General features: G+C 46.0%; 24 protein-coding genes. 8 read left to right on the top strand and 16 right to left on the bottom strand.

Annotated elements, in window-relative coordinates; all coding sequences use genetic code 11:
• The first annotated feature begins 53 nt into the window (after positions 1-53).
• A complete protein-coding gene (locus ACZ5DR_RS11680; RefSeq protein WP_377369538.1) occupies positions 54-1,649 on the top strand; it encodes an ATP-binding protein in 1,596 nt (531 codons plus the stop codon).
• Positions 1,646-2,326 (top strand): response regulator, encoded by a 681-nt coding sequence (locus tag ACZ5DR_RS11675; protein WP_377369536.1) that lies wholly within the window; start codon positions 1,646-1,648, stop codon positions 2,324-2,326. Before ACZ5DR_RS11680 ends, ACZ5DR_RS11675 begins: the two co-directional genes overlap by 4 nt.
• Here the strand turns inward: ACZ5DR_RS11675 and ACZ5DR_RS11670 are convergent.
• Positions 2,308-3,171 (bottom strand): DMT family transporter, encoded by an 864-nt coding sequence (locus ACZ5DR_RS11670; RefSeq protein WP_377369534.1) that lies wholly within the window; start codon positions 3,169-3,171, stop codon positions 2,308-2,310. The genes ACZ5DR_RS11675 and ACZ5DR_RS11670 overlap by 19 nt on opposite strands.
• Before the next feature lie 115 nt (positions 3,172-3,286).
• Here ACZ5DR_RS11670 and ACZ5DR_RS11665 point away from each other — a divergent pair, with 115 nt between their 5' ends.
• Positions 3,287-3,775 carry a MarR family winged helix-turn-helix transcriptional regulator gene (locus ACZ5DR_RS11665; RefSeq protein WP_377369532.1) on the top strand — a complete coding sequence of 163 codons (489 nt, stop codon included), beginning with the start codon at positions 3,287-3,289 and terminating at the stop codon, positions 3,773-3,775.
• A gap of 18 nt (positions 3,776-3,793) precedes the next feature.
• On the opposite strand, the gene ACZ5DR_RS11660 is transcribed toward ACZ5DR_RS11665, so the two are convergent.
• The 3 genes from ACZ5DR_RS11660 to ACZ5DR_RS11650 all read right to left on the bottom strand — a co-directional run bounded on the left by ACZ5DR_RS11660 (position 3,794) and on the right by ACZ5DR_RS11650 (position 6,965).
• Positions 3,794-4,252: a hypothetical protein gene (locus ACZ5DR_RS11660; protein WP_377369530.1), complete on the bottom strand. Its 459-nt coding sequence runs from the start codon at positions 4,250-4,252 to the stop codon at positions 3,794-3,796.
• Between the two features lie 132 nt (positions 4,253-4,384).
• Positions 4,385-5,605 (bottom strand): L-2-hydroxyglutarate oxidase, encoded by a 1,221-nt coding sequence (gene lhgO, locus ACZ5DR_RS11655; protein ID WP_377369528.1) that lies wholly within the window; start codon positions 5,603-5,605, stop codon positions 4,385-4,387.
• A 121-nt stretch (positions 5,606-5,726) separates the two neighbouring features.
• Positions 5,727-6,965 (bottom strand): gallate dioxygenase, encoded by a 1,239-nt coding sequence (locus ACZ5DR_RS11650; protein ID WP_377369526.1) that lies wholly within the window; start codon positions 6,963-6,965, stop codon positions 5,727-5,729.
• A 94-nt stretch (positions 6,966-7,059) separates the two neighbouring features.
• Between ACZ5DR_RS11650 and ACZ5DR_RS11645 the strand changes: the two genes are divergently transcribed.
• Positions 7,060-7,959: a LysR family transcriptional regulator gene (locus tag ACZ5DR_RS11645; RefSeq protein WP_377369524.1), complete on the top strand. Its 900-nt coding sequence runs from the start codon at positions 7,060-7,062 to the stop codon at positions 7,957-7,959.
• Positions 7,960-8,241: 282 nt separating this feature from the next.
• Here ACZ5DR_RS11645 and sucD read toward each other — a convergent pair whose 3' ends face one another.
• From sucD to sdhC, 9 genes are all read right to left on the bottom strand, one after another.
• Positions 8,242-9,114 (bottom strand): succinate--CoA ligase subunit alpha, encoded by an 873-nt coding sequence (gene sucD / locus ACZ5DR_RS11640; RefSeq protein ID WP_067210799.1) that lies wholly within the window; start codon positions 9,112-9,114, stop codon positions 8,242-8,244.
• The gene (gene sucC, locus ACZ5DR_RS11635) at positions 9,114-10,280 is read right to left on the bottom strand and encodes an ADP-forming succinate--CoA ligase subunit beta (protein WP_377369521.1); all 1,167 of its coding nucleotides are present in this window, start codon (positions 10,278-10,280) and stop codon (positions 9,114-9,116) included. Before sucC ends, sucD begins: the two co-directional genes overlap by 1 nt.
• A gap of 85 nt (positions 10,281-10,365) precedes the next feature.
• Positions 10,366-11,805, bottom strand: coding sequence for a dihydrolipoyl dehydrogenase (gene lpdA / locus ACZ5DR_RS11630; protein WP_377369519.1), 1,440 nt, complete (start codon positions 11,803-11,805; stop codon positions 10,366-10,368).
• 78 nt (positions 11,806-11,883) lie between these two features.
• A complete protein-coding gene (gene odhB / locus ACZ5DR_RS11625; RefSeq protein ID WP_464543575.1) occupies positions 11,884-13,413 on the bottom strand; it encodes a 2-oxoglutarate dehydrogenase complex dihydrolipoyllysine-residue succinyltransferase in 1,530 nt (509 codons plus the stop codon).
• Between the two features lie 31 nt (positions 13,414-13,444).
• Positions 13,445-16,282: a 2-oxoglutarate dehydrogenase E1 component gene (locus ACZ5DR_RS11620; protein WP_377369517.1), complete on the bottom strand. Its 2,838-nt coding sequence runs from the start codon at positions 16,280-16,282 to the stop codon at positions 13,445-13,447.
• 363 nt (positions 16,283-16,645) lie between these two features.
• A complete protein-coding gene (locus ACZ5DR_RS11615) occupies positions 16,646-17,350 on the bottom strand; it encodes a succinate dehydrogenase iron-sulfur subunit (protein WP_452600469.1) in 705 nt (234 codons plus the stop codon).
• A 12-nt stretch (positions 17,351-17,362) separates the two neighbouring features.
• A complete protein-coding gene (gene sdhA, locus ACZ5DR_RS11610; protein ID WP_377369513.1) occupies positions 17,363-19,135 on the bottom strand; it encodes a succinate dehydrogenase flavoprotein subunit in 1,773 nt (590 codons plus the stop codon).
• Positions 19,136-19,138: 3 nt separating this feature from the next.
• Positions 19,139-19,486, bottom strand: a complete 348-nt coding sequence (gene sdhD, locus ACZ5DR_RS11605; RefSeq protein WP_377369511.1) for a succinate dehydrogenase, hydrophobic membrane anchor protein — start codon at positions 19,484-19,486, stop codon at positions 19,139-19,141.
• On the bottom strand, positions 19,480-19,857 hold the full coding sequence (sdhC, locus tag ACZ5DR_RS11600) for a succinate dehydrogenase, cytochrome b556 subunit (RefSeq protein ID WP_377369509.1): 378 nt from the start codon (positions 19,855-19,857) through the stop codon (positions 19,480-19,482). The genes sdhD and sdhC overlap by 7 nt, the downstream gene beginning before the upstream one ends.
• A 555-nt stretch (positions 19,858-20,412) precedes the next feature.
• Between sdhC and gltA the strand changes: the two genes are divergently transcribed.
• Complete coding sequence (gltA, locus tag ACZ5DR_RS11595; protein ID WP_377369507.1) at positions 20,413-21,696, top strand: citrate synthase; 1,284 nt, start codon at positions 20,413-20,415, stop codon at positions 21,694-21,696.
• Between the two features lie 75 nt (positions 21,697-21,771).
• Here gltA and ACZ5DR_RS11590 read toward each other — a convergent pair whose 3' ends face one another.
• Positions 21,772-22,002, bottom strand: coding sequence for a hypothetical protein (locus ACZ5DR_RS11590; RefSeq protein ID WP_377369505.1), 231 nt, complete (start codon positions 22,000-22,002; stop codon positions 21,772-21,774).
• On the bottom strand, positions 22,002-23,090 hold the full coding sequence (locus tag ACZ5DR_RS11585; RefSeq protein ID WP_377369503.1) for a DUF2066 domain-containing protein: 1,089 nt from the start codon (positions 23,088-23,090) through the stop codon (positions 22,002-22,004). The genes ACZ5DR_RS11590 and ACZ5DR_RS11585 overlap by 1 nt, the downstream gene beginning before the upstream one ends.
• A 117-nt stretch (positions 23,091-23,207) precedes the next feature.
• On the opposite strand from ACZ5DR_RS11585, the gene purM reads away from it, so the two are divergent.
• From purM to ACZ5DR_RS11570, 3 genes are read left to right on the top strand one after another with little or no spacing between them, the layout of a single operon-like run.
• Positions 23,208-24,263, top strand: coding sequence for a phosphoribosylformylglycinamidine cyclo-ligase (purM, locus tag ACZ5DR_RS11580; protein WP_377369501.1), 1,056 nt, complete (start codon positions 23,208-23,210; stop codon positions 24,261-24,263).
• The gene (gene purN, locus ACZ5DR_RS11575; protein ID WP_377369499.1) at positions 24,260-24,913 is read left to right on the top strand and encodes a phosphoribosylglycinamide formyltransferase; all 654 of its coding nucleotides are present in this window, start codon (positions 24,260-24,262) and stop codon (positions 24,911-24,913) included. The genes purM and purN overlap by 4 nt, the downstream gene beginning before the upstream one ends.
• A 17-nt stretch (positions 24,914-24,930) precedes the next feature.
• On the top strand, positions 24,931-25,647 hold the full coding sequence (locus tag ACZ5DR_RS11570; RefSeq protein WP_377369497.1) for a DUF3108 domain-containing protein: 717 nt from the start codon (positions 24,931-24,933) through the stop codon (positions 25,645-25,647).
• On the opposite strand, the gene ACZ5DR_RS11565 is transcribed toward ACZ5DR_RS11570, so the two are convergent.
• On the bottom strand, positions 25,644-26,162 hold the full coding sequence (locus ACZ5DR_RS11565) for a molybdenum cofactor guanylyltransferase (protein ID WP_464543571.1): 519 nt from the start codon (positions 26,160-26,162) through the stop codon (positions 25,644-25,646). The genes ACZ5DR_RS11570 and ACZ5DR_RS11565 overlap by 4 nt on opposite strands.
• Between the last annotated feature and the right edge of the window lie 81 nt (positions 26,163-26,243).

The raw sequence follows: 26,243 nt of genomic DNA, 5'->3' as shown, positions 1-26,243 counted from the left end.
AGCCCTCTTAGCTTCTTTATACTATGGGACACTTTGAACAAACATCGCATCCCATGACCCTAAAGTCCTACCTTAGCGCTATTATCTTAGCGACCATCACCCTGACCATTTTAATTTCAGGGGCGTTGCTGGTATTTGTGACCAAGCAAACCTATATCGACGGTGTCAGCCAACGGGGGATGGAACTTGCCAAAGTCCTAGCTCGTGACGCACGAATTATTCAAGGAGTCCTCACCTCTAATCAAGGTACTGCTACCACGCTACAGGGCTATATCGAACCCATTCGCGCTGAAACTGACGCCTCCTACATAGTTGTTACTAACCAAAATGGCATCCGTCTGAGTCACCCTAATTCAGACCGAGTGGGCAAGACATTTATTGGAGACGACATACTTCCTACATTGGAAGAAGGTCGAGTTCAAACCACGGTTGCCGTTGGCTCACTGGGTCGAGCCATACGAAATTTCGCGCCCATTGAATACGACAATCAAGTTATTGGAGCCATTAGTATTGGTTACCTGGAACAGTCAGTCGCGGAATTACTGTTTGACTATTATCTTGGCGCCACTCTTTGGTTGGCGCTTATATATATAATCGCCATCGCTATCACGCTGGCGATTATCAGCAAATTAAAACGTACCTTTTTGCGCTTTGAGCCAGAAGAAATTGTACAACGCTTTAAAGAGCACAGCTTACTCCTAGATAGCATTCGTGAAGGCATCATTGCCATTGATCGACAGCATCGAATCACCGCCATCAATGGTGCAGCCGCTGGCTGGCTCACATCAGACCATCAAACCCATGAGCTAGTGGGCAGCCCTTTAAACAACCTCTCAAATACCCTATCTCTGCTGATTGTCGAAGCACTGACTAATCGCCATAAATGTTCTGTCACCTTAGGACAACACGAATTCGCTGTGACGCTTTACCCATTAACCGGCGACTCTAACCATTCAGGCTATTTAATTGTTCTCAACCACGAACAAGAAATGTCAGAACTAGAACGTGAGCTTACACGGACGACGGCCTATGCTAACCAGCTTCGTGCCCGCACCCATGAATACAACAACAAGCTTAATGTCATTTCTGGCCTATTACAGGCAAATAAAACCAGTGAAGCAATCAACTATTTACAGCGGGAAAGCGATGCTCATCAGCACATGCTAGGAAACCTAGTTAAAAGCATAGAGAACAGCCCCGTGGCAGGCATGCTACTGGCTAAATACCACTATGCTAATGAACATCAAATCACCTTTACACTAGATGAAGACAGCCAGCTCAAAAATTATGATCAATCAGTGAATGACGACCTCATTACACTCATTGGAAATCTCATTGAAAACGCCTTCTACGCGGTGTTGAACAATAAATCTAATGAGCAAGCTGACGTCACGCTTTTTATTAGTGATCGCACGAACCATCTAATGGTCACCGTAGAAGACTCAGGGGCAGGTATTGATAAAGCGCTCGCTGACCGGGTTCTAGACATGGGCGTCAGTACTAAAGAGGATGCAGCACAACACGGAATGGGGTTATACCTCGTTAATCGTGTGGTAAAGCATTACAATGGCAGCCTAGATTGGGAACGCAGTGAAGACAGTACAACAGTATTCAGTGTGTACCTTGATAAACGAGAGCTCAAAAAATGACCCAATACTCTGTTTTAATCGTGGAAGACGATCCACAAGCAAGTTACACACTTGAACAAGCCATTAATCAGCACCCGCTTTTTAATGTGATTGCTGCCGCTGAAAGTCTTGCTGAAGCGACTATGCATTTAGCCCATCGACCAGATCTGGTTCTGCTAGACATCACTCTACCTGATGGCAGCGGCATGTCGCTTCTAAGAGAAATCCGCCAAACAGACATTACTACCTCCGTGATCATGACAACCGCCGAGCGGGAGTCCAGCACCGTTGCCCAAGCCATTCAACACGGTGTGGTAGATTACCTGGTTAAACCATTACGTTTATCTCGAGTACATCAAGCACTGAATGATTTTGCTGCGTTCCAAAGTAAACTAGACAGTGCGGAGTCGGTTGATCAACTTCAGATCGATGAGCTAATGCGCAAAAATACCACCCAAAACCGCACTCGAAAAACACCGAAAGGAATTGATAGCAAAACCCTAGCCACCATGATGGAGCATATCAAATCCCGTACGGAGCCTTTTTCGGCCCAAGAAATCGGCAATGACCTAGAGCTAAGCCGCATTACCGCACGACGTTACCTTGAGTACTTAGAGGAACAAGGAATGGTCAGCATGAGCCTTAACTACAATACCGGCGGGCGCCCTAAACAGCTGTATCATGTGGTCGCTTCATAAGGGGCAGACTTTGATCGACCTTTGAAGCGTACATTCGCCACCAACAATGACCCAATAACCAAAGCAATTCCGCCCCACTGCAACCAACCCAGCGCCTCAGACAAAAGGGTCATTCCCAACAAGACAGCGACAATAGGGTTCAACAAGCACAACATACCAAAGGCATTCGGGCCAACTTGCTTAATGGCATTCACCGCAATCAAATAACCAATGGCGGTATTTAGAATCACCAACCAAAGCAGTCCCGGAATATGATGAGCTTCAGGCATAGGCGGAGCCCCCTGAAACCACCAAGCCACTGGAAACAGCAACGCCCCAGAAAACAATAGCTGCCAAGTCGCCACGCCTAGAATATCCGTCACCTGCCAATGCTTCGTTAAAAGAGTGGCAATTGCTATCATCAAAGTCGCCCCCAACGCACAAGCAACCCCTATACCGTCTAACTGAGCTGATGGATTCAGAAGCAACATCACCCCCACCAAGCCTATGAGGGCAGATAAAATGGCTTTTAAAGTCGGTGATTGACGCAATACTCCCCACTGAATCAGGATTAGCAATATTGGCAAAGTAGCTCCTAGAGTACCTGCAACTCCCCCGGGTAGACGAAATGCCGCCACCATCAATAGAACAAAAAACACCGCTATATTGAAAAAGCCCAATACAAACACTTTTTGCAGGTTCATGCGCGGCAAGCGACGTACAAACAGTAGCAAAAAGACGCCTGCACCTAAGGCCCGCCAAACCGCCACCCAAAGGACTGGCATATCTGTTAGAAATAACCCCACCGCCGCATAAGTACTGCCCCATAAAATGGGCGCGACCGCTGCCAACCAGTATGCATACATAAATCTTCTCTCTTTGAATTTATCTTTCACAAAAGATACTTTCGAGAAAGATATTGTATTAACACCTAACAATCAAGTATCTTTTTAAAAAGATACTTTTATATAAGAGAGCACCATGAGCGATCACGTGACTAAAATTCTCAACCAATGGGCAAACGTGCGCCCTGACCTTGATTGCACTCCCATGGGCATCATTGGCAGAGTTGGACGGCTAGAGAAGTTCCTGTCTCCGGAAATAGAAAAAGTCATTAGTGATCACAATATGAGTCGCATTGAATTCGATTTGATGGCGACGTTAAGACGCTCAGACACACCACTGACTCCCACAGAGCTGTATAAAGCCACCCTACTTTCCTCCGGTGCCGTGTCTGTGAAACTGGATAAACTGGTGACTCAAGGATGGGTAGAACGGCTACACAACGAGACAGATCGTCGTAGTTGTCGAGTGGCTTTGACCCAACTAGGAAAAGAAATCATCGACCCTGCTGTCAACGCCCATGTGACCAATCAAAAAAAACTCCTCGACAGTCTAACCGCCGAGGAGCATGAGGTATTAGGGAACCTTCTGGGTAAATGGCTTGGGGACCTGGAAAGTAAACACTAGGTCAATGCCAGCGCCACCTTAGTTCAATGTACTCAGTTTTGCGTAACGCTCAGTGGACGCCATACCCACGGCACGCTTAAGTTCATCTGGGGTTTGATAAGCCTGAGTCATTAACTGCTGGCCTTCAATTTCAGAGCTATCTAGGTAGTCATTTGAAATCAACCAATCTTGCAGGGCAACTTGGTCAAGCTGGCCATCCGGTGTTTTTAGCTTCTGCATGTCCTCATCAGACAACTGGGCAACACTGCCCCCTGGTAGGTAAATTGCGCCCGTTACAAAATCAACACCGAAGGCGATGACACCCGGTACAAACCACAACAACAAACCTACCGCATCCAGCGCAACGACCCCTAAATCGAGCTTACCGCCCTTTTGACCATTTCGCTCTGGGTAAATTAAGGTACCACATGCTGCGAGCTGGGAAACAACAAATGATCCAATAACCAGTTTGGTAACGCCTTTAGTCGTGATCTGCATCTTCTCTCTCCATTGCTGTGTTTCTTTACAATTTGACCGCTTATTAGAGAGAGTGCAAGTAAACGGGGGATCATCGCTATTTGTTCCATCTTTCTAACACATTAGTTAGAGATCTAAGTATTTTTCTTACGCTTAAACACTCGTCATAACTACATCTAACTTTTCAGTAATGTATTTTCCAATAGGAAAAGCACTGGTTGCCGCCGGTGACGGGGCATTGCAAACATGCAGACTACGCTTGCTCTGTGCGAACAGAAAATCATGAACCAAGGAACCATCTGACATCACCGCCTGGGCACGGATACCAGCAGGATATGGCGTTAGATCCGAGCGCTGGACACTCGGGCAATACTTCTGCACTTCTTTTAAGTAGCCAGACTTAAACCAGGAATTGTAGGTTTCCTTTAAACCAATCTTCCAATAGCCCTTAATAAGCCGCCAGTAGCCGGCAAAACTCAGCATGGTCGCCATATCAGACATACTGATATTAATCTTGCCGTAGCCTTCCCGCTTCCAGCCTTGTACTGCGTTAGGGCCTACAGTAACTGAGCCATCAATCATGCGGGTTAAATGAACCCCAAGAAAGGGCAAGTCAGGATCAGGAATGGGGTAAATCAAATGATTAACCACTTGATTATGATGAGATGGCAATTGGTAATATTCTCCCCGGAAAGGAACAATTTGAAAGTCGGTCTTAATGCCCAGCATTTTCGTCACTCGGTCCGCCATCAAACCAGCACAAGAGACCAAATAGCGTGCTTCCAAGTTCCCTTTGTTGGTCGTCACTTCTATACCCTCTTCTCTCTCAACCATGTGCTCTACGCAAGTCTGAAGTAACAATTCCCCACCCTGCTCTTCAAAAATCTGAGCCAGTTTGTCACACACCTGTCGATAATTAACGATCCCTGTAGAAGGCACAAAAAGCGCCCCTTCACCCACGATATTAGGTTCCCTTTTAAGCAACTCCTCTTTAGAGAGTTTATGCACTTCTAGATCATTAGTCTGGCAACGCTCAAACAGAGCATCCATTCGCTCTAGCTCAATGTTATTCGTGGCCACAAGCAGTTTGCCGCATTCATCAAATGGAATATCGTGTAGCTGACAAAATGCCTTTGTTGCCGCCGCACCTTCCTTACAAAATTGCGCTTTTAAACTCCCCGGAGCGTAGTAAACACCCGCATGAATCACACCCGAATTGTGACCTGTTTGGTGATGGGCAACTTGCGATTCCTTTTCCACAATCGCGATTCGCCAAGTGGGGTATTTTTGCTGCATCTGCCAAGCGGTTGATAAACCAACGATGCCACCACCAATGACTACCACGTCGAACTGTTTGGATGCCTGCTGATCCATATCTGCTCCATCATTTATACTATTGTTTAGATTAAGTATAAGAGCGAAGGCATTAGGATCCTATGATTGAAGGGGAAAATAGGCCTGATACTTTAGTCTCGGCCTATTTTCTTTGAGGATATTACTTTGCTGACACAGAATAGGTCATGGAGACTTTTCGGGAAGCCTGAAATTGCTCCATAGTTTGACCACGCATGGCAGCATAGACTTCAGGATTAGACAGCCCAAGGACTGCCGCCATTTTCTCAAGACAGAAAAAGATCACTCCATAACGAATCAAACCAATCCAATTTCTTTCTGATACTAGGTTTTTTTCTTCATCGGACAATTCATATTCTTCCATCAAAGCCCGCTGGTCCGTCACAAAGCGCTGGCGATGCTCCGGCTCAATAAGGCGTCTCAGAAACCCATTTAAACGATACGCCCTATGACTTGTCTCTACCGTAAAGGGATAAGTGCCTGATAAAGTGTCTAGCCCGTGAAGCTGCTCAAATGGATCATGATTGACCGCCTCTGTCGACTGCTGCTCTTCAAACACAACCGTTGCAATATTGGTCATGGATGGACAATAGCTGGTCTTATGGACACATTTGATGTCGTTAGACAAAGCACCACGCATAATGAGCCACATAATCACCTCAGCCCCTTCCATACCCCCTTTAATGGCATAGTCTGCATGGGTTAATTCAGTGAGTTTATTTGGGTCCGTTTCTAACAAAGAAAGAAACTCCTGGTCCCACTGCTCATCATTAAAACCACAACGCTCCCCATGCACTTGGTGAGACAAGCCCCCAGTAGCAACGATGGCAACGTTCAAGTCTTCCGGAAAGCTTAAAATAGCCTTGCGAAGCGCTTTACCAAAGTTGAAACAACGTTTGGCCGTCGGTGCAGGGAATTGCAGCACCCCTACTTGAAGAGGTACAACCTTGCCTTGCCACTCTCCAACTTCTCCTGGCACCATCATTGAGAAAGGTGAAAAAAATCCATGATCGAGAGGTTTTTTCTGAAAAGTAGAAATATCAAACTCTTGTGCCGCCATACTGTGGGCAATATGGCGAGAGAGTTCTTGATGGGCTTTGGCTGGCGGAAAATCTCGAGCACCACCCCCTTCATCTGCTGTGCAATATTGATCGTCTATCCCTAAAACAAACGGTGAATAGTGATCAAAAAAGAATGACGTCACATGATCGTTAAAAATGAAAAACAAAACATCCACTTCTTTTTCAGCTACCCATGATTTGAGCTGATCAAACCCTTCAAATATTGGCGACCAAATAGGGTCATTTTGCTTATTCGTGTCTTTTGCAAAAGCAATGGTAGGGGAATGAGACGCCCCTATTCCACCAACGATTCGAGCCATAGAATTTTTCCAGTGAGTTTTTATTATATGGCACCATGATAGATGCTAAAATATTCGAAACAATACTCAAAATATTAACAAACTGTTTCCTATTATGAACAATGCAAACTCCCTTAGAGATCTACCAAGTTTCTATTGGGTCGCGAAAACCCATAGCATCTCCCAAGCTGCTGAGAAGCTCGATGTGTCGAAAGCGACTATTAGCAAAACCATCACTCGATTAGAAGACCGCTATCGGGTTCGTTTATTTGAACGTAACTCCCGCAATGTGCGCCTCACCAGTGAGGGTCATAAATTATTAGAGTACGCCGAGCGTGTCATAGCCCTAGCTGATGAAGCCGACCACACCTTACAAGGGATGAAGTCCTCTCCCCAGGGTAGCGTACAACTGGCAGCCCCTCTGGCCTTCAGCAGAGAAATCCTAGCGCCGAGTTTGATACGTTTTCACCAAGAGTATCCAGACATAAAATTACGTATTCAGACCAGTGCTCACCCAATGGATGTACTTCGTGATGAAATTGATATGGCTGTGATTGTTGGGACTATGGATCATTCTGAATTGATCGCAAAAACCTTGTATAAGGGCTCTTTGAAATGGGTCACGACACCGAATTACCGAGACACCATGGGCACTTGTGTAACCCCAAATGATCTAGAAGCCCACATCCAGTATTGTGAAACTCGCTACAGCGTGAACAAGCTGGCTGTGTATGGACATAACAAGACCTACTACTTGCGGTTAGACGACAAAAATTGCTGTAACGACCCTTTGGTGGTAAGAGAGGCGATTCTTAGAGGCTATGGCATCAGTATGTTGCCAGAACAGTATTGCTCAGAGCATATAGAGAAAGGGGAACTAGTAGAAATATATCGTGATTTTAAGTTAGCGACTGAAGCGGCTCAACTGAACCTAGTCTACCCAAGTAGACTATATCGTTCCAAACGCATTCAAGCCGTGTCTTCTTTTCTGCAAGAAATCTGTGATGCTCTGTAAGAGATCCCTGAATCCCCAAAGTGAACCTATGGTTCAATAGGACATGACTAACATTGAAACTGACAAAACACCCAGGTCCATTTGGTAACATCCAGCGCTGCTGCAACCGTTACTATAGAGATTAATCTCATCTTAAAATCCTTCCTTTATTTCAGGAAAGTATCGAGCAGTTGGTTAGAAATTGCACGCAGCTTTGCTAAAGTCTGACACTCAAAACATAACTTTTGCGCAAAAAAAATCCTCGCCGAAGCGAGGATTTTATTTAGCTAATGTAAGCAGTGCTTACCAGCCAGTGATTTCTTTTAGACCAGCGCCGATGTCCGCTAGAGAGCGTACAGTCTTAACGCCTGCGTCTTGTAGTGCTGCGAATTTCTCATCAGCAGTACCTTTACCGCCAGAAATGATCGCACCAGCGTGACCCATACGCTTACCAGCAGGAGCCGTTACACCAGCGATGTAAGATACAACAGGCTTAGTTACGTTTGCTTTGATGTAAGCAGCCGCTTCTTCTTCTGCAGTACCACCGATCTCACCGATCATAACGATCGCTTCAGTTTGAGGATCGTTTTGGAACATTTCTAGAACGTCGATGAAGTTAGTACCTGGGATTGGATCACCACCGATACCAACACAAGTAGATTGACCGTAGCCAGCGTCAGTTGTTTGCTTAACTGCTTCGTAAGTCAAAGTACCAGAACGAGAAACGATACCTACTTTACCTGGCATGTGGATGTGGCCAGGCATGATACCGATTTTACACTCTCCAGGAGTGATAACACCTGGACAGTTAGGGCCGATTAGACGTACACCTAGCTCGTCACACTTAACTTTACAGTCAAGCATGTCCAGTGTTGGAACACCTTCAGTGATACAAACGATTAGTTTGATACCAGCGTTAGCCGCTTCAAGGATAGAATCCTTAACGAATGGTGCTGGAACGTAGATTACAGATGCTTCAGCGCCTGTTGTTTCTACTGCTTCTTTCACTGTGTTGAATACAGGCAAACCAAGGTGAGTTTGACCACCTTTACCTGGTGTAACACCGCCAACCATTTTCGTACCGTAAGCAATCGCTTGCTCAGAGTGGAAAGTACCTTGGCCGCCAGTGAAACCCTGACAGATTACTTTAGTATCTTTGTTAATTAAAACAGACATTATTTGCCCTCCGCAGCTTTAACAACTTGCTCTGCTGCGTCTTTCAGACTTGTTGCAGCGATGATAGCTAGACCTGAGTTAGCAAGAACTTCACGGCCTTTTTCTGCGTTTGTACCTTCAAGACGTACAACCACAGGCACTTCAACGCCTACTTGCTCAACAGCACCGATAATACCTTCTGCGATCATGTCACAACGAACGATACCACCGAAGATGTTAACCAATACCGCTTTAACATTGCTGTCAGAAAGGATGATTTTGAATGCTTCTGCTACACGCTCTTTCGTCGCGCCGCCACCTACGTCTAGGAAGTTAGCTGGCTTGCCGCCGTGTAGGTTTACGATGTCCATAGTACCCATTGCTAGGCCTGCACCGTTAACCATACAGCCAACGTTACCGTCTAGTGCAACGTAGTTAAGTTCCCACTGTGCTGCATGAGCTTCGCGCTCGTCTTCTTGAGACGGATCGTGGAACTCTTGCATTTTCTTCTGACGGTATACAGCGTTGCTGTCGATGTTGATTTTGCCGTCTAGACAGTGAAGGTTGCCTTCGTCAGTGATAACTAGAGGGTTGATCTCTAGTAGTGCGAAGTCATTGTCATGGAACATTTGAGACAAACCAAGGAAGATCTTAGTGAACTGCTTGATTTGAGTTGGGTTCAAGCCCATTTTGAACGCCATTTCGCGCGCTTGGTATGGCTGAGCACCTACTAATGGATCGATTTCAGCTTTGTGAATCAGTTCAGGAGTTTCCTCAGCAACTTTCTCGATCTCAACACCACCTTCAGTCGACGCCATGAATACAACACGACGTGAAGAACGGTCTACAACTGCACCAAGGTACAATTCGTTGGCTATGTCTGTGCAAGACTCAACTAGGATCTTAGCAACAGGCTGACCATTTTCGTCTGTTTGGTACGTTACAAGGTTCTTACCTAACCAGTTTGCTGCAAAAGCAGAAACTTCTTCGTAAGAATCAACAAGCTTAACACCGCCTGCTTTACCACGACCACCAGCATGCACTTGAGCTTTAACAACCCACTTGTCACCGCCAATTTTCTTCGCTGCTTCCACTGCCTCTTCTGGCGTGTCTACTGCGTACCCTTTAGATACTGGCAGGCCGTATTCAGCAAAAAGCTGTTTAGCCTGATATTCATGTAGGTTCATTTGATTATTCCGCTCATCTTAATGATTGACATAAGCTCTGTCCGAAGACAGAAATGCCGACTGAATCAGCCGGCAAATCGAATTTTTATTTGCGTTTACGGTTTGCTACGTGGATCGCATGTCCATCTACTGCTAGAGCAGCTTCATGTACCGCTTCACTTACTGTTGGGTGAGCGAATACAGTCAAAGCAATGTCTTCAGCTGTAGAACCGAATTCCATAGCAATAACTGCTTGCGCGATCAGATCCGCAGCGTGACCACCGATGATGTGGCAGCCTAGGATACGGTCTGTTTCTTCACATGCAAGCATTTTAACGAAACCATCAGTATCGTTTGCAGCCATAGCACGACCAGACGCAGCAAATGGGAATTTACCCACTTTGTATTTCACGCCTTCTGCTTTTAGTTGCTGTTCGTTCTTACCTACCCATGCAAGTTCTGGGTGGGTGTAGATAACAGAAGGAATGCAGTCGTAGTTCATTTGCGCTTTGTGACCCGCAATGATGTCTGCAACCATTACACCTTCTTCAGAGGCTTTGTGCGCTAGCATTGGGCCACGAACGATGTCACCAATGGCGAACACACCCGGTACGTTTGTACGGCACTGATCATCAACAAACACGAAGCCACGCTCGTCTAGGTTAACGCCAGAGTCACCCGCTAGACAGCCATCAGTAAATGGCTTACGACCAACAGCGACAATAAGCTTGTCGAAAGTTTGCTTCTGTTCTGCACCTTGAGCATCAAGGTAAGTCACTTCCACTTCTTCGCCTTTCACTTCGCTGCCTGTTACTCGTGCACCGACGCGGATGTCTAGACCTTGTTTCTTGAAGATTTTAGCCGCTTCTTTTGCTAGATCTTGGTCACATAGGCTCAGGAACTGGTCTTGTGCTTCTAATACAACCACTTCAGAACCTAGGCGCTTCCATACAGAACCCAGCTCAAGACCGATAACACCAGCACCGATTACACCTAGACGCTTAGGTACTTCACGGAAGTCTAGAGCACCTTCGTTATCAACGATGATGTCACCTGTGCGCGGCGCTGGTGGGATGTTTACAGGTACAGAACCTGTTGCAAGGATTACGTTGTCCGCCTCAAAAGTTTCTACTTTGCCGTCATGGGCAGTGAACTCAACTTTTTTATTAGCTAGCAACTTACCGAAACCTTCAAAGCTGGTCACACCATTGGCTTTGAACAAACCAGCGATACCGCCAGTCAATTGGTTAACGATGTTGTCTTTACGATCAACCATCGCGTTCACATCCATAGACACTTCGCCTACGCCAATACCGTGAACAGAGAATTCGTCTTTTGCATCATGATACTTGTGAGAAGAATCCAACAATGCTTTAGATGGGATACAACCTACGTTTAGACACGTACCACCAAGGCGAGGCTTGTCGTTTTTGTCCAACCATTTTTCGATACATGCTACTTTAAGACCCAATTGCGCTGCGCGGATTGCGGCAACATAACCACCTGGGCCACCACCGATTACGATAACATCAAATTTATTAGACATAGATTTATCCATTGTTGTTTATCGGGGCGTTATGCGCCCCGATAAGTTTCACTCATACACCAAAGTGGGTGCAATTCATTAGATTTCAAGCAGCAAACGAGCTGGATCTTCTAATAGCTCCTTGATTGTTACAAGGAACTGCACCGCTTCTTTACCATCAATCATACGGTGATCGTATGAAAGAGCTAGGTACATCATTGGTTGGATGACTACTTGACCATTTACCGCCATTGGACGTTCTTGGATTTTGTGCATACCCAAGATTGCTGTTTGAGGTGGGTTCAAGATAGGAGTAGACATTAGAGAACCGAAGATACCGCCGTTAGTGATAGTGAATGTACCACCCTGCATATCTTCCATACCTAGCTTACCGTCACGACCACGAACTGCGAAGTCCATGATGTTAGATTCAATGTCTGCAAGGCCCATTGCTTCAGTGTTACGTAGTACAGGTACCATCAAACCACGGTTTGTTGATACAGCAACACCGATGTCTTGGTAACCATGGTAAACCATGTCGTTACCGTCGATTGAAGCGTTTACGGCCGGGTAGCGTTTAAGCGCTTCCGTTGCAGCTTTAACGAAGAAAGACATGAAGCCAAGCTTAGTACCGTTGTGAGTCTTCTGGAACAAGTCTTTGTACTTGCTACGAAGCTCCATGACAGGACCCATGTTTACTTCGTTGTAAGTTGTAAGCATGGCAGCGGTTTGCTGGGCTTCAACTAGACGCTTAGCAATGGTTGCACGCAAACGCGTCATTGGTACACGTTTTTCTACGCGACCATCAGCGCCCAATGCAGGCATTGCTGCTGGTGCCGCTGCCGCAGGTGCAGGAGCTGCTGCTTTGTTTTTAGCTGCTGCTTCAACATCTTCTTTCGTGATACGACCACCTTTGCCAGTGCCTTTTACTTGAGAAGCAGACAAACCTGCTTCTGCTAGTGCTTTACGTGCAGCAGGGCCAGCAATACCATCTTCATCGCCAGACTCTTCTGTAGCGGAAGTCGCTTCAGCGGCTGGTGCCGCAGCCGGTGCTGCATCAGCAGAAGCGCCAGCAGAGAAGTTAGCAAGAACTTCTTCACTTAATACTGTATCGCCTTCAGCTTTAACAATGTCAGCAATCACACCGTCAGCAGGGGCAACGACTTCAAGCACAACTTTATCTGTTTCGATATCAACGATGTGCTCATCACGCTTACACGCTTCACCTGGCTGTTTGTGCCAAGCTGCTACAGTACCGTCGGCAACGGACTCTGGGAACGTAGGTGCTTTAATTTGAACAGTTTCTTTTGCAGAAGACGCTGCTGCCGCAGGTGCTGCAGAGTCTTCTTTAGGAGCTTCTGATTTAGCTGCTGGTGCATCAGTCGCTGCAGCGCCAGAGTCGAATACCGCAAGCACTTCTTCGCTTAGTACGATATCACCTTCTGCTTTCTTGATTTCTTTCAAAACGCCATCAGCAGGTGCAACGACTTCTAGAACAACTTTGTCAGTTTCAATGTCGACAATGTGCTCGTCACGCTTACACGCTTCGCCTGGTTGTTTATGCCAAGTAGCGACTGTGCCATCCGCTACTGATTCTGGAAAAGTAGGTGCTTTAATTTCAATACTCATTTTTTACCCTTATCTCTGACAGGCAATGGTGCTAGCCGACAATCGCGTCGTTAACCAGCGCTTCTTGTTCTTCAACGTGTACAGACATGTAACCCGCTGCCGGAGCAGCAGAAGAAATACGACCAGCAAAGCGGATCTTCAATTTCGGGAACAACTCTTCTAACACACGATTCATACGGTGACGGTTGGCATGCCATGCGCCTTGGTTCTTAGGCTCTTCTTGACACCAAACAAGCTCTTCAACATTTTTGTACGGAGCCAACGCTGCTTCGAAGTCAGCGTATGGGAATGGGTACAACTGCTCAAGACGAATGATCGCCACGTCCTCTTTCGCCAATTCTTCGCGACGGTTAAATAGATCGTAGTAGACCTTACCGCTACAAATAACGATGCGTTTCACATTCTCAGGCTTAACAGCTTCTGACGTTTCTGGAAGAACCGTTTTGAAGCTGCCCTCTGATAGATCTTCAAGAGTCGAAATCGCTTGCTTATGACGTAGCAAACTCTTTGGTGACATGATGATCAAAGGACGACGCATCGGACGAATCGCCTGACGACGAAGGATGTGGAAAATCTGCGAAGGTGTTGTTGGCACACATACTTGGATGTTGTACTCAGCACACAATTGCATGAATCGCTCTAGACGTGCAGACGAGTGCTCAGGGCCCTGACCTTCATAGCCATGTGGCAATAGCATTGTCAGACCACATAGGCGGCCCCACTTATGCTCACCACTGGTAATGAATTGGTCGATTACTACTTGTGCACCGTTAGCAAAGTCACCGAACTGCGCTTCCCAGATCACTAGACCTTTAGGAGAAGTTGTTGAGTAACCGTACTCAAACGCAAGCACCGCTTCTTCAGACAAGTACGAGTCGTACAGATCTAAGGTAGGCTGATCATCAGACAAGTGTTTCAATGGCACATAAGTGCTGCCATCTTTCTGACTGTGAATCACGGCATGACGGTGTGAGAAGGTACCACGACCAGAGTCTTGACCCGTGATACGGATAGGATAACCCTGCTCTAGCAACGTACCGAAAGCCAAAGTTTCAGCATAACCCCAGTTTAGCGGCATCGCCCCAGCAGTCATTTTGTTACGATCTTCATAGATCTTCATAACTTGACGCTGAACGACAACACCATCAGGAACTGTTGTCAGCTTTTTAGCCACTTCTTGAAGTTGAGCAAGTGGATACGAGGTATCCCCCGCATCAGTCCACTCTACCCCAAGGTAAGGCTTCCAATCGACAAACAACTCTGAATTTGGCTCAAGCACCAAACTTTTCGCCACATGACGACCGTTATCCAAATCAGCACGGTTTTCATTAACAAGCTGATCCGCTTCCGCTTCACTCACAACACCTTCACTGATCAAGCGCTCAGCGTATTGAGTGCGAGTAGTTTTCAGTTTGCTAATGATCTTGTACATCAATGGCTGAGTACCAGACGGCTCATCCGTTTCGTTGTGACCACGGCGGCGGTAACACACCATATCAATCACGACATCACGACCGAATTCGTAACGGTAATCCAGCGCTAGCTGAGTCACAAATAACACAGCTTCTGGATCATCACCGTTTACGTGGAAGATCGGCGCTTGAATCATCTTCGCAACATCCGTTGCGTATTCAGTAGAGCGAGAGTCTTCTTGACGGTTTGTGGTGAAACCCACTTGGTTGTTCACAACGATGTGTACCGTACCACCAGTACGGTAAGCACGTGTCTGAGACATCTGGAAGGTTTCCATTACCACACCCTGACCAGCAAACGCCGCATCACCGTGAATGGAAATCGGCACTACCGTTTTACCCGTCTTGTCTTGACGACGGTCTTGGCGTGCACGAACAGAGCCTTCTACCACTGGAGAGACGATCTCTAGGTGAGATGGGTTAAAAGCAAGTACCGTATGTACTTCGCCACCCGCAGTCATCACATTAGATGAGAAACCTTGGTGGTATTTCACGTCACCAGACGTATTCACCAGTTTCTTACCTTCGAACTCATCGAACAAATCTTGTGGGTTTTTACCCAAAGTGTTCACAAGTACGTTTAGGCGACCACGGTGAGCCATACCGATTACAACCTCTTTAGCACCCAGGGCACCAGATCGTTGAATCAGCTCATTCACCATAGGAATCAAGCTTTCACCACCCTCAAGACCAAAACGCTTGGCACCTGGGTAGCGGCTGGCTAGATATTTTTCCAGACCTTCTGCTGCAGTCAGACGCTCAAGCAAGGCTTTGCGCGTGTCGGCAGAGTACTCAGGGCGAGAACGCACGGATTCTACACGCTGCTGCAACCAAGCTTTTTCTTGGGTGTCAACGATGTGCATGAATTCGTAGCCGATCGAGCCACAGTAGGTCTTCTCTAGCTCAGTGACGATGTCTTTAAGAGGCATCGACTCTTGATTAAAGAACAGTGAACCTGTTTTAAATGGGGTGTCAAAATCTGCACCGGTAAGCTGATGGTAACCTAGATCCAAGTCTGCAACTTTATCGCGCTTTTGTAGACCAAGAGGATCCAAAGTCGAGTGCTGATGGCCTCGAACTCGGTAGGCATTGATTAGCTGAAGGACATTGATTTGCTTTTGCTCGTGTTCAGAGCTAGCAGCGACACCTGAAGTAACAGGCATATTGCGGAACTTGTTTTTACCAAGCTCTAAGAATTGTTGTTGAATAACGGAGTGTGGTAGATCGGTCGACTGTGCTTCACTGATTCTAGGCAACTGATCAAAACATTTCCGCCATTCTTCGGATACTGAGTTGGGGTCAACTAAGTAGCTTTCAAACAGCCCCTCAACATATTCAAGGTTACCCCCTGAAAAGTGAGAAGTGCTCCATAGCAACTCCATCAAACTTTCGTGCATTCTCGATCACCCTTTTATGTTCGAGCTAGCTATCACAAAACGTGATAACTCATGTTTTGTCGTACTGGCTACACCTTATACAGATACGCCAGATTATTATTTGCTTTTTACCATACACAAACAGCCCTATTCTAAAACACTAGAAGCTTCCCTTTTAGTGCAAAACAGTACTATTTGGTATTTTTTTCGCAGTCTGAGTAATTTCAACTGCAAAATATTAAATCCTGCACATTTCTATTATTTTTTTGATTTTCACTCGTGCATCAAATAACGCAAAAACGGCGACAATGATCAGATACATCAGAGTCGCCATTTTCCACATTAACCCAAGCGATAGCTTGAGTAATGCTATCGACTCACTTATTAGGTCGCGCGCTGCAACAACATAGAACGAATGCTGCCGATTGCCTTAGTCGGGTTCAACCCTTTTGGACAAACATTCACACAGTTCATGATACCGTGACAACGGAATACGCTAAATGGATCATCAAGATCACTCAAACGCTCCTGAGTCGCGGTATCGCGGCTGTCCGCCAAAAAGCGGTAAGCCTGCAACAGACCAGATGGGCCGACAAACTTGTCAGGGTTCCACCAGAAAGATGGACATGCCGTAGAACAACAAGCACACAAGATACACTCATAAAGACCATCAAGTTTCTCACGCTCTTCAGGGCTCTGAAGACGCTCGATTGCTGGCGCAGGCGTATCGTTGATCAAGAAAGGCTTGATCTTTTCATACTGCTTGTAGAACTGTCCCATATCAACAACAAGGTCACGCACTACTGGAAGACCCGGTAGCGGGCGAAGAACCAGCTTGTTGTTTTTCGCTGCAGCGGATACTGGCGTAATACATGCTAGACCATTTTTGCCAGACATGTTCATACCATCAGAACCACATACACCTTCACGACATGAGCGGCGGTAAGAAATACTTGGGTCTTGTGCTTTCAATAAATTAAGCACATCAAGCACCATCAGGTCTTTTCCTGCTGGCAGCTCGATTTCATAATCCTGCATGTAAGGCGCGTCGTCCTTCTCAGGATTGTAACGATAGATACTCACTAACATTGACATAACTCCTTAGTATGAACGGACTTTAGGTGGGAAAGCTTCCATTGTTTTAGGCGCGAAGTTCACATCACGCTTGGTCACTTTCTTATCAGCTGGATGATACAAAGAGTGCTTCAACCAGTTTTCATCATCACGTTCAGTAAAGTCATTACGGGCATGAGCACCACGGCTTTCTTTACGGAATTCCGCAGGAACCGCTGTCGCTTCAGCCACTTCTAATAAATTCTCAAGTTCAAGAGCTTCGATGCGGGCTGTGTTAAATGCCTGGCTCTTATCTTCAAGGTGTAGGTTTTCTACACGCTTACGGATAAGTTTAAGCTGCTCCAGACCTTTCTGCATGGACTCGCCTTCACGGAATACACCGAAGTAAAGCTGCATCACTTTTTGCAGTTCATCACGAACCTCAGCAACAGATTCACCACCTGTTGTGTTGTTCAAGCGATTCAAACGAGCCATGGCACGTTCAACGTCTGTGTCTGTGGCATCCATGGAATCAAAACCTTCATCCAAAGATTTTTTCACCTGAAGACCCACAGCGCGGCCAAATACAACCAAGTCTAGTAGAGAGTTACCGCCTAGACGGTTAGCACCGTGCACAGATACACATGCAATCTCACCACATGCGTACAGACCAGGAACAACAACGTCCTCACCTGCTTCATTCTGCGTCAACGCTTGGCCACCAACGTTAGTTGGCACACCACCCATCATGTAGTGACAGGTTGGCACAACTGGGATAGGTTCTTTAACCGGGTCAACGTGAGCAAAGGTACGAGATAGCTCAAGGATACCTGGCAAACGCTTGTTCAACGTTTCTTCACCAAGGTGATCCAATTTCAACAACACATGGTCACCTTTCTCGCCGCAACCACGGCCTTCCAAGATCTCAAGAATCATCGAACGCGCCACCACGTCACGACCCGCAAGGTCTTTAGCGTTTGGTGCGTAACGCTCCATAAAGCGCTCGCCATCTTTATTGATCAGGTAACCACCTTCACCACGACAACCTTCGGTTACTAGCGTACCTGCACCGTAAATACCCGTTGGGTGGAACTGCCACATTTCCATGTCTTGCATCGGCACACCAGCACGTAATGCCATGCCAACACCGTCACCAGTATTGATGTGAGCATTAGTAGTAGACTGGTAAATTCGACCAGCACCACCTGTAGCTAGAACGGTTGCTTTCGCTTTCATGTAAACGGTTTCGCCCGTTTCAACACATACCACAACCGCACCAACGATTGCGCCGTCTGCGTTTTTCACCAAATCAGTTGCGTACCACTCATTGAAGAATGTAGTACCACCTTTAAGGTTCGCTTGGTAAAGCGTGTGTAATAGTGCGTGACCTGTACGGTCTGCCGCTGCACAAGTACGTGCAGCCTGTCCGCCTTTACCAAAGTCTTTAGACTGTCCACCAAATGGACGCTGGTAAATACGGCCATTCTCTTTACGAGAAAATGGCAGGCCCATATGCTCAAGCTCAAACACTGCCTGAGGACCAACAGAACACATGTACTCAATTGCATCTTGGTCACCGATGTAGTCCGACCCTTTTACAGTGTCGTACATGTGCCAGCGCCAATCATCATTCGGATCTTCACTTGCAATTGCACAAGTAATACCGCCTTGTGCAGATACTGTGTGCGAGCGAGTTGGGAATACTTTCGTTATACAAGCGGTATCAAGACCAGACTCTGTCAACTGTAGCGCAGCACGCATACCAGCGCCGCCGCCGCCAACAACAATGGCATCAAAAGAAATTGTACGAATATTAGCCATTACCTATAGCCCCCAAAGAACCTGAACACCCCATACGACATAGATAAACATTACTAGGCCACATAGAGATTGAAAGAAGAAACGAACACCTGTTGCTTTAATGTAATCAGTTGACACAGACCACAAACCGATCCAAGAGTGGATACCAACAGACAGAAGCGCCAGCAAGCTAAAGATACGCATTGCCGTGGACTCAAATAAAGCGCTCCACTGGTCATAGGTAAGGTCAGGATTTAGCAATAGGTAACCGATGATAAAAATGCTGTACAAGGACAACACCACAGCCGAAATACGCTGCATCATCCAATCATAAAGGCCTGAACGGCCGAAACTAGTAATTTGCGTTACCATACCCATACCCCTACTAACAGAATCAGAACAACAGCGATCACAAGGTTCGCTTTGGCAGCTAGACGGCCGCTTTCAAGTTCTTCGAAATGCCCCATATCCATGAACAAGTGTTTAACACCTGCTACGAAGTGATACATCAAAGCTGACACCACACCCCAGATAATGAATTTCGCTAAGAAGTTGTTTTGCAATGTTTCAACAACCTGATCAAAACCTTCTTGAGATGACAAAGATTTATCGAACGCATAAAACAAGAACACCAAACCTACGAATAGGATGATCCCTGTCACACGATGCAGGATAGAAACGATTGCGGTTACTGGCATTGATATTGTGGAAATATCAAGATTGACTGGTCTTTTTTTGTTCACGACTCTATACACCACTTTGTTGATTGAATGGTCAATCAGACCCAAGTTCTACTTTCTCCGATGGCTGCTACACTATCAGATTACATAGGCCTCCAAGAAAATCCCATCGATTTGCAAACGACTTTGGGTGTTCGACTCAAACAGCACAAATAACATCGGCAAATCAATGAAATCATCGGTGCGCAATTATAGACTAGGGGAAAAACTTAAGACAAATAGACAGAACAAGGGGTTTTCAATGGTCACCATTCATAAAATGAATGCAACCATAAACAAAACCAATAGTGGTGCAAAATTACAAAAAACAGCACTTACGAAATCAGAAAATAAATCAATAAAATCAAACAGATAACAATAAAACAACAAACTAAATGTAAAAGAACCCCATCGATTACGTAGTTTTCTTACAAAGAAATATTAGCAATATGATATCTAACGTGGAAATTGCCACATTGACTTTATAGTCACTAAGACAGTATTTTTTCCGCACCTTCTGGGCCTGGAGAGTTAATTCAAGACTCTTTGCCCCGGACCAGAGTATGAAGGAGAACAAAAATGGCTGATAAAAAAGCTCGCTTAACAGTAGACGGTCTCGATAAAACCATCGAGCTACCAGTACTTTCAGGTACAGCTGGACAAGATGTAATCGACGTACGTGGCCTAGGTGCTAACGGCGTCTTTACTTATGACCCTGGCTTTATGTCTACAGGCTCATGTGAATCTGCAATCACTTACATTGACGGTGAAGCAGGTGTGCTTCTACATCGCGGTTACAAAATCGCAGACCTAGCTGAAAACTCAAGCTACCTAGAAACCTGTTACCTGTTGCTTTATGGAGAGCTTCCTACTGAAGCACAAGCCGCTGAATTTGAAGAGACAGTTAAAAACCACACGATGGTTTCTGAATCGATGCAAAAATTCCTAGACGGCTTTAGAAATGATGCACACCCAATGGCCATCATGGTTGGCTTGGTGGGCGCTCTTTCTGCTTTCTACCAAGACCATATGGACATCAACGACTCCAAACACCGTGAGATCGCTGCATTCCGTCTAATTTCCAAGATGCCAACACTGGCAGCAATGTGCTACAAGTACTCTAAGGGTCAACCAACCATGTACCCTCGTAACGACCTAAGTTATGCTGAGAACTTCCTACACATGATGTTCGCAACCCCTTGCGAAGAATACAAAGTAAACCCTGTATTCGCTAAAGCAATGGACCGCATCTTCATCCTCCACGCGGATCACGAACAAAACGCTTCCACTTCAACAGTTCGTCTTGCAGGCTCTTCTGGTGCAAACCCATTTGCCTGTATCGCTGCTGGCATTGCAACACTTTGGGGCCCTGCTCATGGCGGTGCCAACGAAGCCGTATTGACCATGCTTGAAGAAATTGGCGATGAAGCAAACATCGATGAATTCATTGCCAAAGCAAAAGATAAAAACGACCCATTCCGCCTAATGGGCTTCGGTCACCGTGTCTACAAAAACTTCGATCCTCGCGCCAAAGTAATGCGTGAAACCTGTGATCAAGTGCTTGCAGAGCTTGGCCAGTCGGACGACCCAATGCTTAAGATTGCGAAACGCCTAGAGCAGATCGCATTAGAAGATCCTTACTTCGTTGAGCGTAAACTTTACCCGAACGTAGACTTCTACTCAGGCATCATCATGAAGGCTATCGGCATTCCGACTTCAATGTTCACAGTAATCTTTGCCATGTCCCGCACAATTGGCTGGATTTCTCATTGGAACGAAATGATCAGCGGCCCATATAAAATTGGTCGTCCTCGCCAGCTATATGTTGGTCACACAGAGCGAGACTACCCGACTAAGAAATAAAATTTTCCAGTCACAAAAAAAGGCGTCCATTGGACGCCTTTTTTATTTCACATCATCAAATGCAGAAAGCATCCGTTACTCGTCATCTTCATAGACAATTTCAGTGATTACTTGAGCTCCGCAGTTAACACACTCACCTTCAATCCATAGACGCTGAGACGTTTCATATTCTTTTGGATTCTTCATACCCAAGTCCATTTCCATACACTGATTACACCAGGTTTGAGCCAAAAAATCCGCCTGCTCTTCTACTGGGCGAGCAAAGAAGTCTTTTGCAATTGGAGTCTCTTCAGGACTATCTGACATTAGTTACTACCTTTATATTCAAACATTTCCACCCGATTCGCATCAGGGTCTAACGCACTCAGAGATTTGGGTGACAACATAGAATTCAAGGCCACACTGTTTCTGAATTTATCCACCGAACCATCAAGCTCAAGCAACAACTCTACACTGTCTCCTTCTATAAGCTGAATACGGCTTTCTCGCACCACACCTACCTTATCTAGATATTGCTTAACATTCTGTAGCGCTTGATAGGTATTCACCCCAGTCACTTTAACAGGCAAAGACTGTCCAGAACCGGCCGAGCGAACCGACGCATAACGATTAGACAAGGCTTCCGCTAATTGCTCAACAATCATCTCATTAGCCACTGCCTCAGATGGTGCATTTACTGACAATCTCTGTGGCACAGCGCCAGGTGCAAACAGTACCCCATCCACATTCACAGCATTTCCGTATTGACCCATGCGCACAGCAAATACAACATCCGTCTGATAGCGCTCACTGGCCTGCAAAATTTCATCTTCAAAGAACCCCCAAAGGGCGCCAGCACTCAGAGCTTCAGCGTCTACCCTATCCTGCAAAGGTGCATAAGTAGGTAAACCAAGCTCCTTACCGTAAGCAAACATCTGCCCCAACTCCGCACTGGGTTGACGTGCACCAGAGACCGTACGCACACCGTCTTTTTCTTGTACTAACCACAGCAAAATACTGGGACGATTACTCCCCCAAACCGCCAAACCGTTGGCATATAGAAATCGATTGATAGATTCACTGTAAAAAGAAACATTAACTTGGCGAGCTGTCTGCAGCTCACCATCGAACTCCACCAAGTCCGGCAAATCTTGAATCCTATGCTGAGCCACCCAACCACGAGCACTCTTATGGGCCGACGCTAACACATCAGAGCCAATCGAAGCTTTTTGCCCAGAAACACGAAAAAGGACCTTGTCTACCGCCTGATTGAAGGCCTGATTCAGCAAATCAGACTCATTTAATCGAGCCGGCAACTGGACGGAAGCCTTGTAAAGATTGGCGACGTTGGCAGCCGATACTGATACAGAGAAAAAAAGTACCCAAGCAAATAAAAAAATATGTCTTAAAATCATAACCTTTCCCTTAGTGAGCACCCTATTCTACTGTCTTCTGTGCAAAGAACCATAGCCCTTATTTTCCACTGTGTTAAAATGCCGCTTTTCCCACTCCATGGTAATAAGGCACAGGCAATGACCGAATCGAATAAAACCTCGATCAGTTACAAAGACGCAGGCGTAGACATCAATGCAGGCAACGAACTCGTTGAGCGCATCAAAGGCGTTAGTAAAAAAACTCGCCGCCCAGAAGTTTTAGGCGGCCTAGGCGGCTTTGGCGCATTGACTCGCCTGCCACAGAAATACAAAAATCCAATCCTAGTTTCTGGTACTGACGGTGTGGGTACAAAACTTCGCTTGGCAATGGATCTAAATAAACACGACACCATTGGCATTGATTTGGTTGCCATGTGTGTCAACGATCTAGTTGTTGCTGGTGCAGAGCCTCTTTTATTCCTTGATTATTACGCAACCGGCAAACTAGATGTGGATGTTGCTGCAGATGTAGTAACTGGCATTGGCGAAGGCTGCCTACAATCAGGCTGCGCCCTAGTTGGCGGGGAAACCGCTGAAATGCCTGGCATGTACCATGATGGTGATTACGACCTAGCGGGCTTCTGTGTCGGCGTTGTAGAAGAAGATGAAATCATTGACGGCAGCAAAGTCCAAGCCGGTAATACTTTGATCGCATTGGGCTCCTCTGGCCCACACTCCAACGGCTACTCACTCATTCGTAAGATTCTAGAAGTAAGCGAAGCCAAGCTAGACCAAGAAGTTGATGGCGTTGCCCTGAAAGACGCACTGATGGCTCCAACAAAAATTTACGTCAAATCCATTCTGAAACTTATGGAGACAATCAACGTAAAAGCCCTTTCTCATATCACTGGCGGCGGTCTTCTAGAGAACATCCCTCGTGTACTACCTGAAGGGGCAGCCGCTTACATTGATGCTGCAAGCTGGACGCGTCCTGCCATTTTCGATTGGCTACAAGAACAAGGTAACGTCGATCAAGAAGAAATGTACCGTGTACTGAACTGTGGTGTTGGTATGGTTCTAGCCATTGACGCAGCAGACGTTGAAAAGACACTGTCTATTTTAACTGCCGAAGGCGAAAACGCTTGGGTTATCGGTGAAATCCGCACCAAAACCGACAAAGAGGTTGTCATCTCTGACCTAGAGGCCTCTGCGTGAGCTTTCCAGTCGTTGTTCTAATTTCTGGCAGCGGCAGCAACTTGCAGGCTTTGATTGATCAAAGCCTGCAAGGGAATCTCGATATTGAGATCAAAGCCGTCATCAGCAACAAAGCATCGGCGTACGGACTAGAGCGCGCACAAAAGGCAGGTATCCCAACTCATGCCCTAAGCCACAAAGACTTTGAGTCACGGGAAGCTTTTGACACAGAGCTCGCTGGACTTATTGATCACTACCAGCCCAAGCTAGTTGTGTTGGCTGGGTTTATGCGGATACTGACGGAAACCTTTACCCGTCGCTATGAAGGAAGAATGCTAAACATCCATCCTTCTTTACTGCCTAAATTCAAAGGCCTCGATACTCATCAAAGAGCCATCGATGCCAATGAAGCTGAACATGGCGTCTCTGTTCACTTCGTCACAGCGGAACTCGATGCTGGCTCTGTTGTCCTACAAGCAAGCACTCTTATCGAAGCTGGCGACACGGCAGATAAATTAGCTCAAAAAGTTCACGCTTTAGAGCATATTATTTATCCCTTAAGTGTAAAGTGGTTCAGCTGCGGACGACTTGAACTTAAAGACGGCTTAGCTTACCTTGATGGTAAACCATTGCCTGAAACAGGCATGAGATACCATCCAGATTTAAGTTAGCAGCAGGAAGTACTAACATGGGCATGATCAAGAAAGTCATATTTTTCAGTTTATTCTTTCAGATTATGCCCGTTTTAGCCTCGACACCTGCTTCGCCGGTTCATTTCATTCCTTCTTTTCAGGCCACTTACAGCACCATCTGGGAAAAAGGCATTAGCTTTAAAGTCGAAGGCAAACAAACCCTCACCCAACAAAAGCCCAACCTTTGGCATTTTGAATTTTCTGCTGACACCCTACTTGCCAGTTTAAGCGAATCCGTAACATTTAGGGCCACCAAAAACGCCATAAGGCCGCTCAACTATCACTATAAATCCCGCCTGCTAAATAAGAAACGAGAAGCCAAACTTACCTTCGACTGGAACAATATGAAGGTACTCAATGACGTAGAGAGCAAGCCTTGGAAAATGGACATCACCAACAAAACCATCGACCGCTTGGGACTACAACTTCAGGTTCGTTATGACCTGATTCATGGCAAAGAAACCTTGAAATACGACGTGGCAGATGGCGGTAAGATAAAGCATTACACCTTCAAAAAAGGCAAAACAGAACAAATCAAAACCAAACTGGGAACACTGGATGTTGTTAAAGTTATTCGCACCGACAACTTAACAGATAAAAGGCAATCTTACTTTTGGTTTGCCCCTGAATACGACTTTTTACTGGTGCGCATGGAACACCATGAGAAAGGCGAATCCTACATACTTGATTTAGAAAAAGTCATCGAACTCTAGCGTAATTGCTCTAGCAGGTTTATGTTGTCCAGTTCAGAATCATTTGCCCAATGATATGACTGACAACCCACATGGTTATAGAAAGCCATTACCCCAAGGCGCTCCGCACTTTTCAAATAGTCATCCAAAAGAGATAAACAACTGACCGGAACCACGCCATGGAGTGGATGATGACCAGATTCAGTGGAAATAAAATGGATCAGATTTGGCGATTTTTGAGCGCACTTAACAAGAGCTCTAATTGCCTGTTGAGATACCTTAGGCGTATCACATGGAAGCACTAATAAGTGGGAAGAGGAAAGTGAATTTTTGGCAGAAGCCAATCCACCTAAAGGGCCTTTATCTGAATACTCATCAAGGTCTGAGATAAGATAGTCAGAATAATCTCTATAAGCTTCTTGGTTTCGATTAACACTGATCAAAACCTTTTCAGAGTAAAGCTCAGCCAGATCCACTGCATATTCAATCAAAGGCCGACCAAGATATTCCTGCAGGCCTTTATCGACGCCAGACATGCGAGTTGCTTTGCCGCCCGCCAAGATCAAAGACTCTAAAGTAAACATAAAGAACCAACTGGTGCCTTAATTATCAAACAA

The organism is Marinomonas vaga, from assembly GCF_055388305.1.
Note: the sequence above shows the minus strand (reverse complement) of the source record. Positions and strands in the feature narration are given on the sequence as shown.

What these genes read in the sequence shown, in the direction of transcription:
- purM (WP_377369501.1), top strand. Translation starts at nt 23,208, where the DNA reads ATGACCGAATCGAATAAAACCTCGATCAGTTACAAAGACGCAGGCGTA.
- ACZ5DR_RS11570 (WP_377369497.1), top strand. Translation starts at nt 24,931, where the DNA reads ATGGGCATGATCAAGAAAGTCATATTTTTCAGTTTATTCTTTCAGATT.
- lpdA (WP_377369519.1), bottom strand. Translation starts at nt 11,805, where the DNA reads ATGTCTAATAAATTTGATGTTATCGTAATCGGTGGTGGCCCAGGTGGT.
- sdhA (WP_377369513.1), bottom strand. Translation starts at nt 19,135, where the DNA reads ATGGCTAATATTCGTACAATTTCTTTTGATGCCATTGTTGTTGGCGGC.
- ACZ5DR_RS11650 (WP_377369526.1), bottom strand. Translation starts at nt 6,965, where the DNA reads ATGGCTCGAATCGTTGGTGGAATAGGGGCGTCTCATTCCCCTACCATT.
- ACZ5DR_RS11660 (WP_377369530.1), bottom strand. Translation starts at nt 4,252, where the DNA reads ATGCAGATCACGACTAAAGGCGTTACCAAACTGGTTATTGGATCATTT.
- sdhD (WP_377369511.1), bottom strand. Translation starts at nt 19,486, where the DNA reads ATGGTAACGCAAATTACTAGTTTCGGCCGTTCAGGCCTTTATGATTGG.
- ACZ5DR_RS11665 (WP_377369532.1), top strand. Translation starts at nt 3,287, where the DNA reads ATGAGCGATCACGTGACTAAAATTCTCAACCAATGGGCAAACGTGCGC.
- ACZ5DR_RS11590 (WP_377369505.1), bottom strand. Translation starts at nt 22,002, where the DNA reads ATGTCAGATAGTCCTGAAGAGACTCCAATTGCAAAAGACTTCTTTGCT.
- gltA (WP_377369507.1), top strand. Translation starts at nt 20,413, where the DNA reads ATGGCTGATAAAAAAGCTCGCTTAACAGTAGACGGTCTCGATAAAACC.
- ACZ5DR_RS11565 (WP_464543571.1), bottom strand. Translation starts at nt 26,162, where the DNA reads ATGTCTGGCGTCGATAAAGGCCTGCAGGAATATCTTGGTCGGCCTTTG.
- sucD (WP_067210799.1), bottom strand. Translation starts at nt 9,114, where the DNA reads ATGTCTGTTTTAATTAACAAAGATACTAAAGTAATCTGTCAGGGTTTC.
- ACZ5DR_RS11615 (WP_452600469.1), bottom strand. Translation starts at nt 17,350, where the DNA reads ATGTTAGTGAGTATCTATCGTTACAATCCTGAGAAGGACGACGCGCCT.
- ACZ5DR_RS11680 (WP_377369538.1), top strand. Translation starts at nt 54, where the DNA reads ATGACCCTAAAGTCCTACCTTAGCGCTATTATCTTAGCGACCATCACC.
- ACZ5DR_RS11645 (WP_377369524.1), top strand. Translation starts at nt 7,060, where the DNA reads ATGAACAATGCAAACTCCCTTAGAGATCTACCAAGTTTCTATTGGGTC.
- odhB (WP_464543575.1), bottom strand. Translation starts at nt 13,413, where the DNA reads ATGAGTATTGAAATTAAAGCACCTACTTTTCCAGAATCAGTAGCGGAT.
- sucC (WP_377369521.1), bottom strand. Translation starts at nt 10,280, where the DNA reads ATGAACCTACATGAATATCAGGCTAAACAGCTTTTTGCTGAATACGGC.
- lhgO (WP_377369528.1), bottom strand. Translation starts at nt 5,605, where the DNA reads ATGGATCAGCAGGCATCCAAACAGTTCGACGTGGTAGTCATTGGTGGT.
- ACZ5DR_RS11675 (WP_377369536.1), top strand. Translation starts at nt 1,646, where the DNA reads ATGACCCAATACTCTGTTTTAATCGTGGAAGACGATCCACAAGCAAGT.
- ACZ5DR_RS11670 (WP_377369534.1), bottom strand. Translation starts at nt 3,171, where the DNA reads ATGTATGCATACTGGTTGGCAGCGGTCGCGCCCATTTTATGGGGCAGT.
- ACZ5DR_RS11585 (WP_377369503.1), bottom strand. Translation starts at nt 23,090, where the DNA reads ATGATTTTAAGACATATTTTTTTATTTGCTTGGGTACTTTTTTTCTCT.
- ACZ5DR_RS11620 (WP_377369517.1), bottom strand. Translation starts at nt 16,282, where the DNA reads ATGCACGAAAGTTTGATGGAGTTGCTATGGAGCACTTCTCACTTTTCA.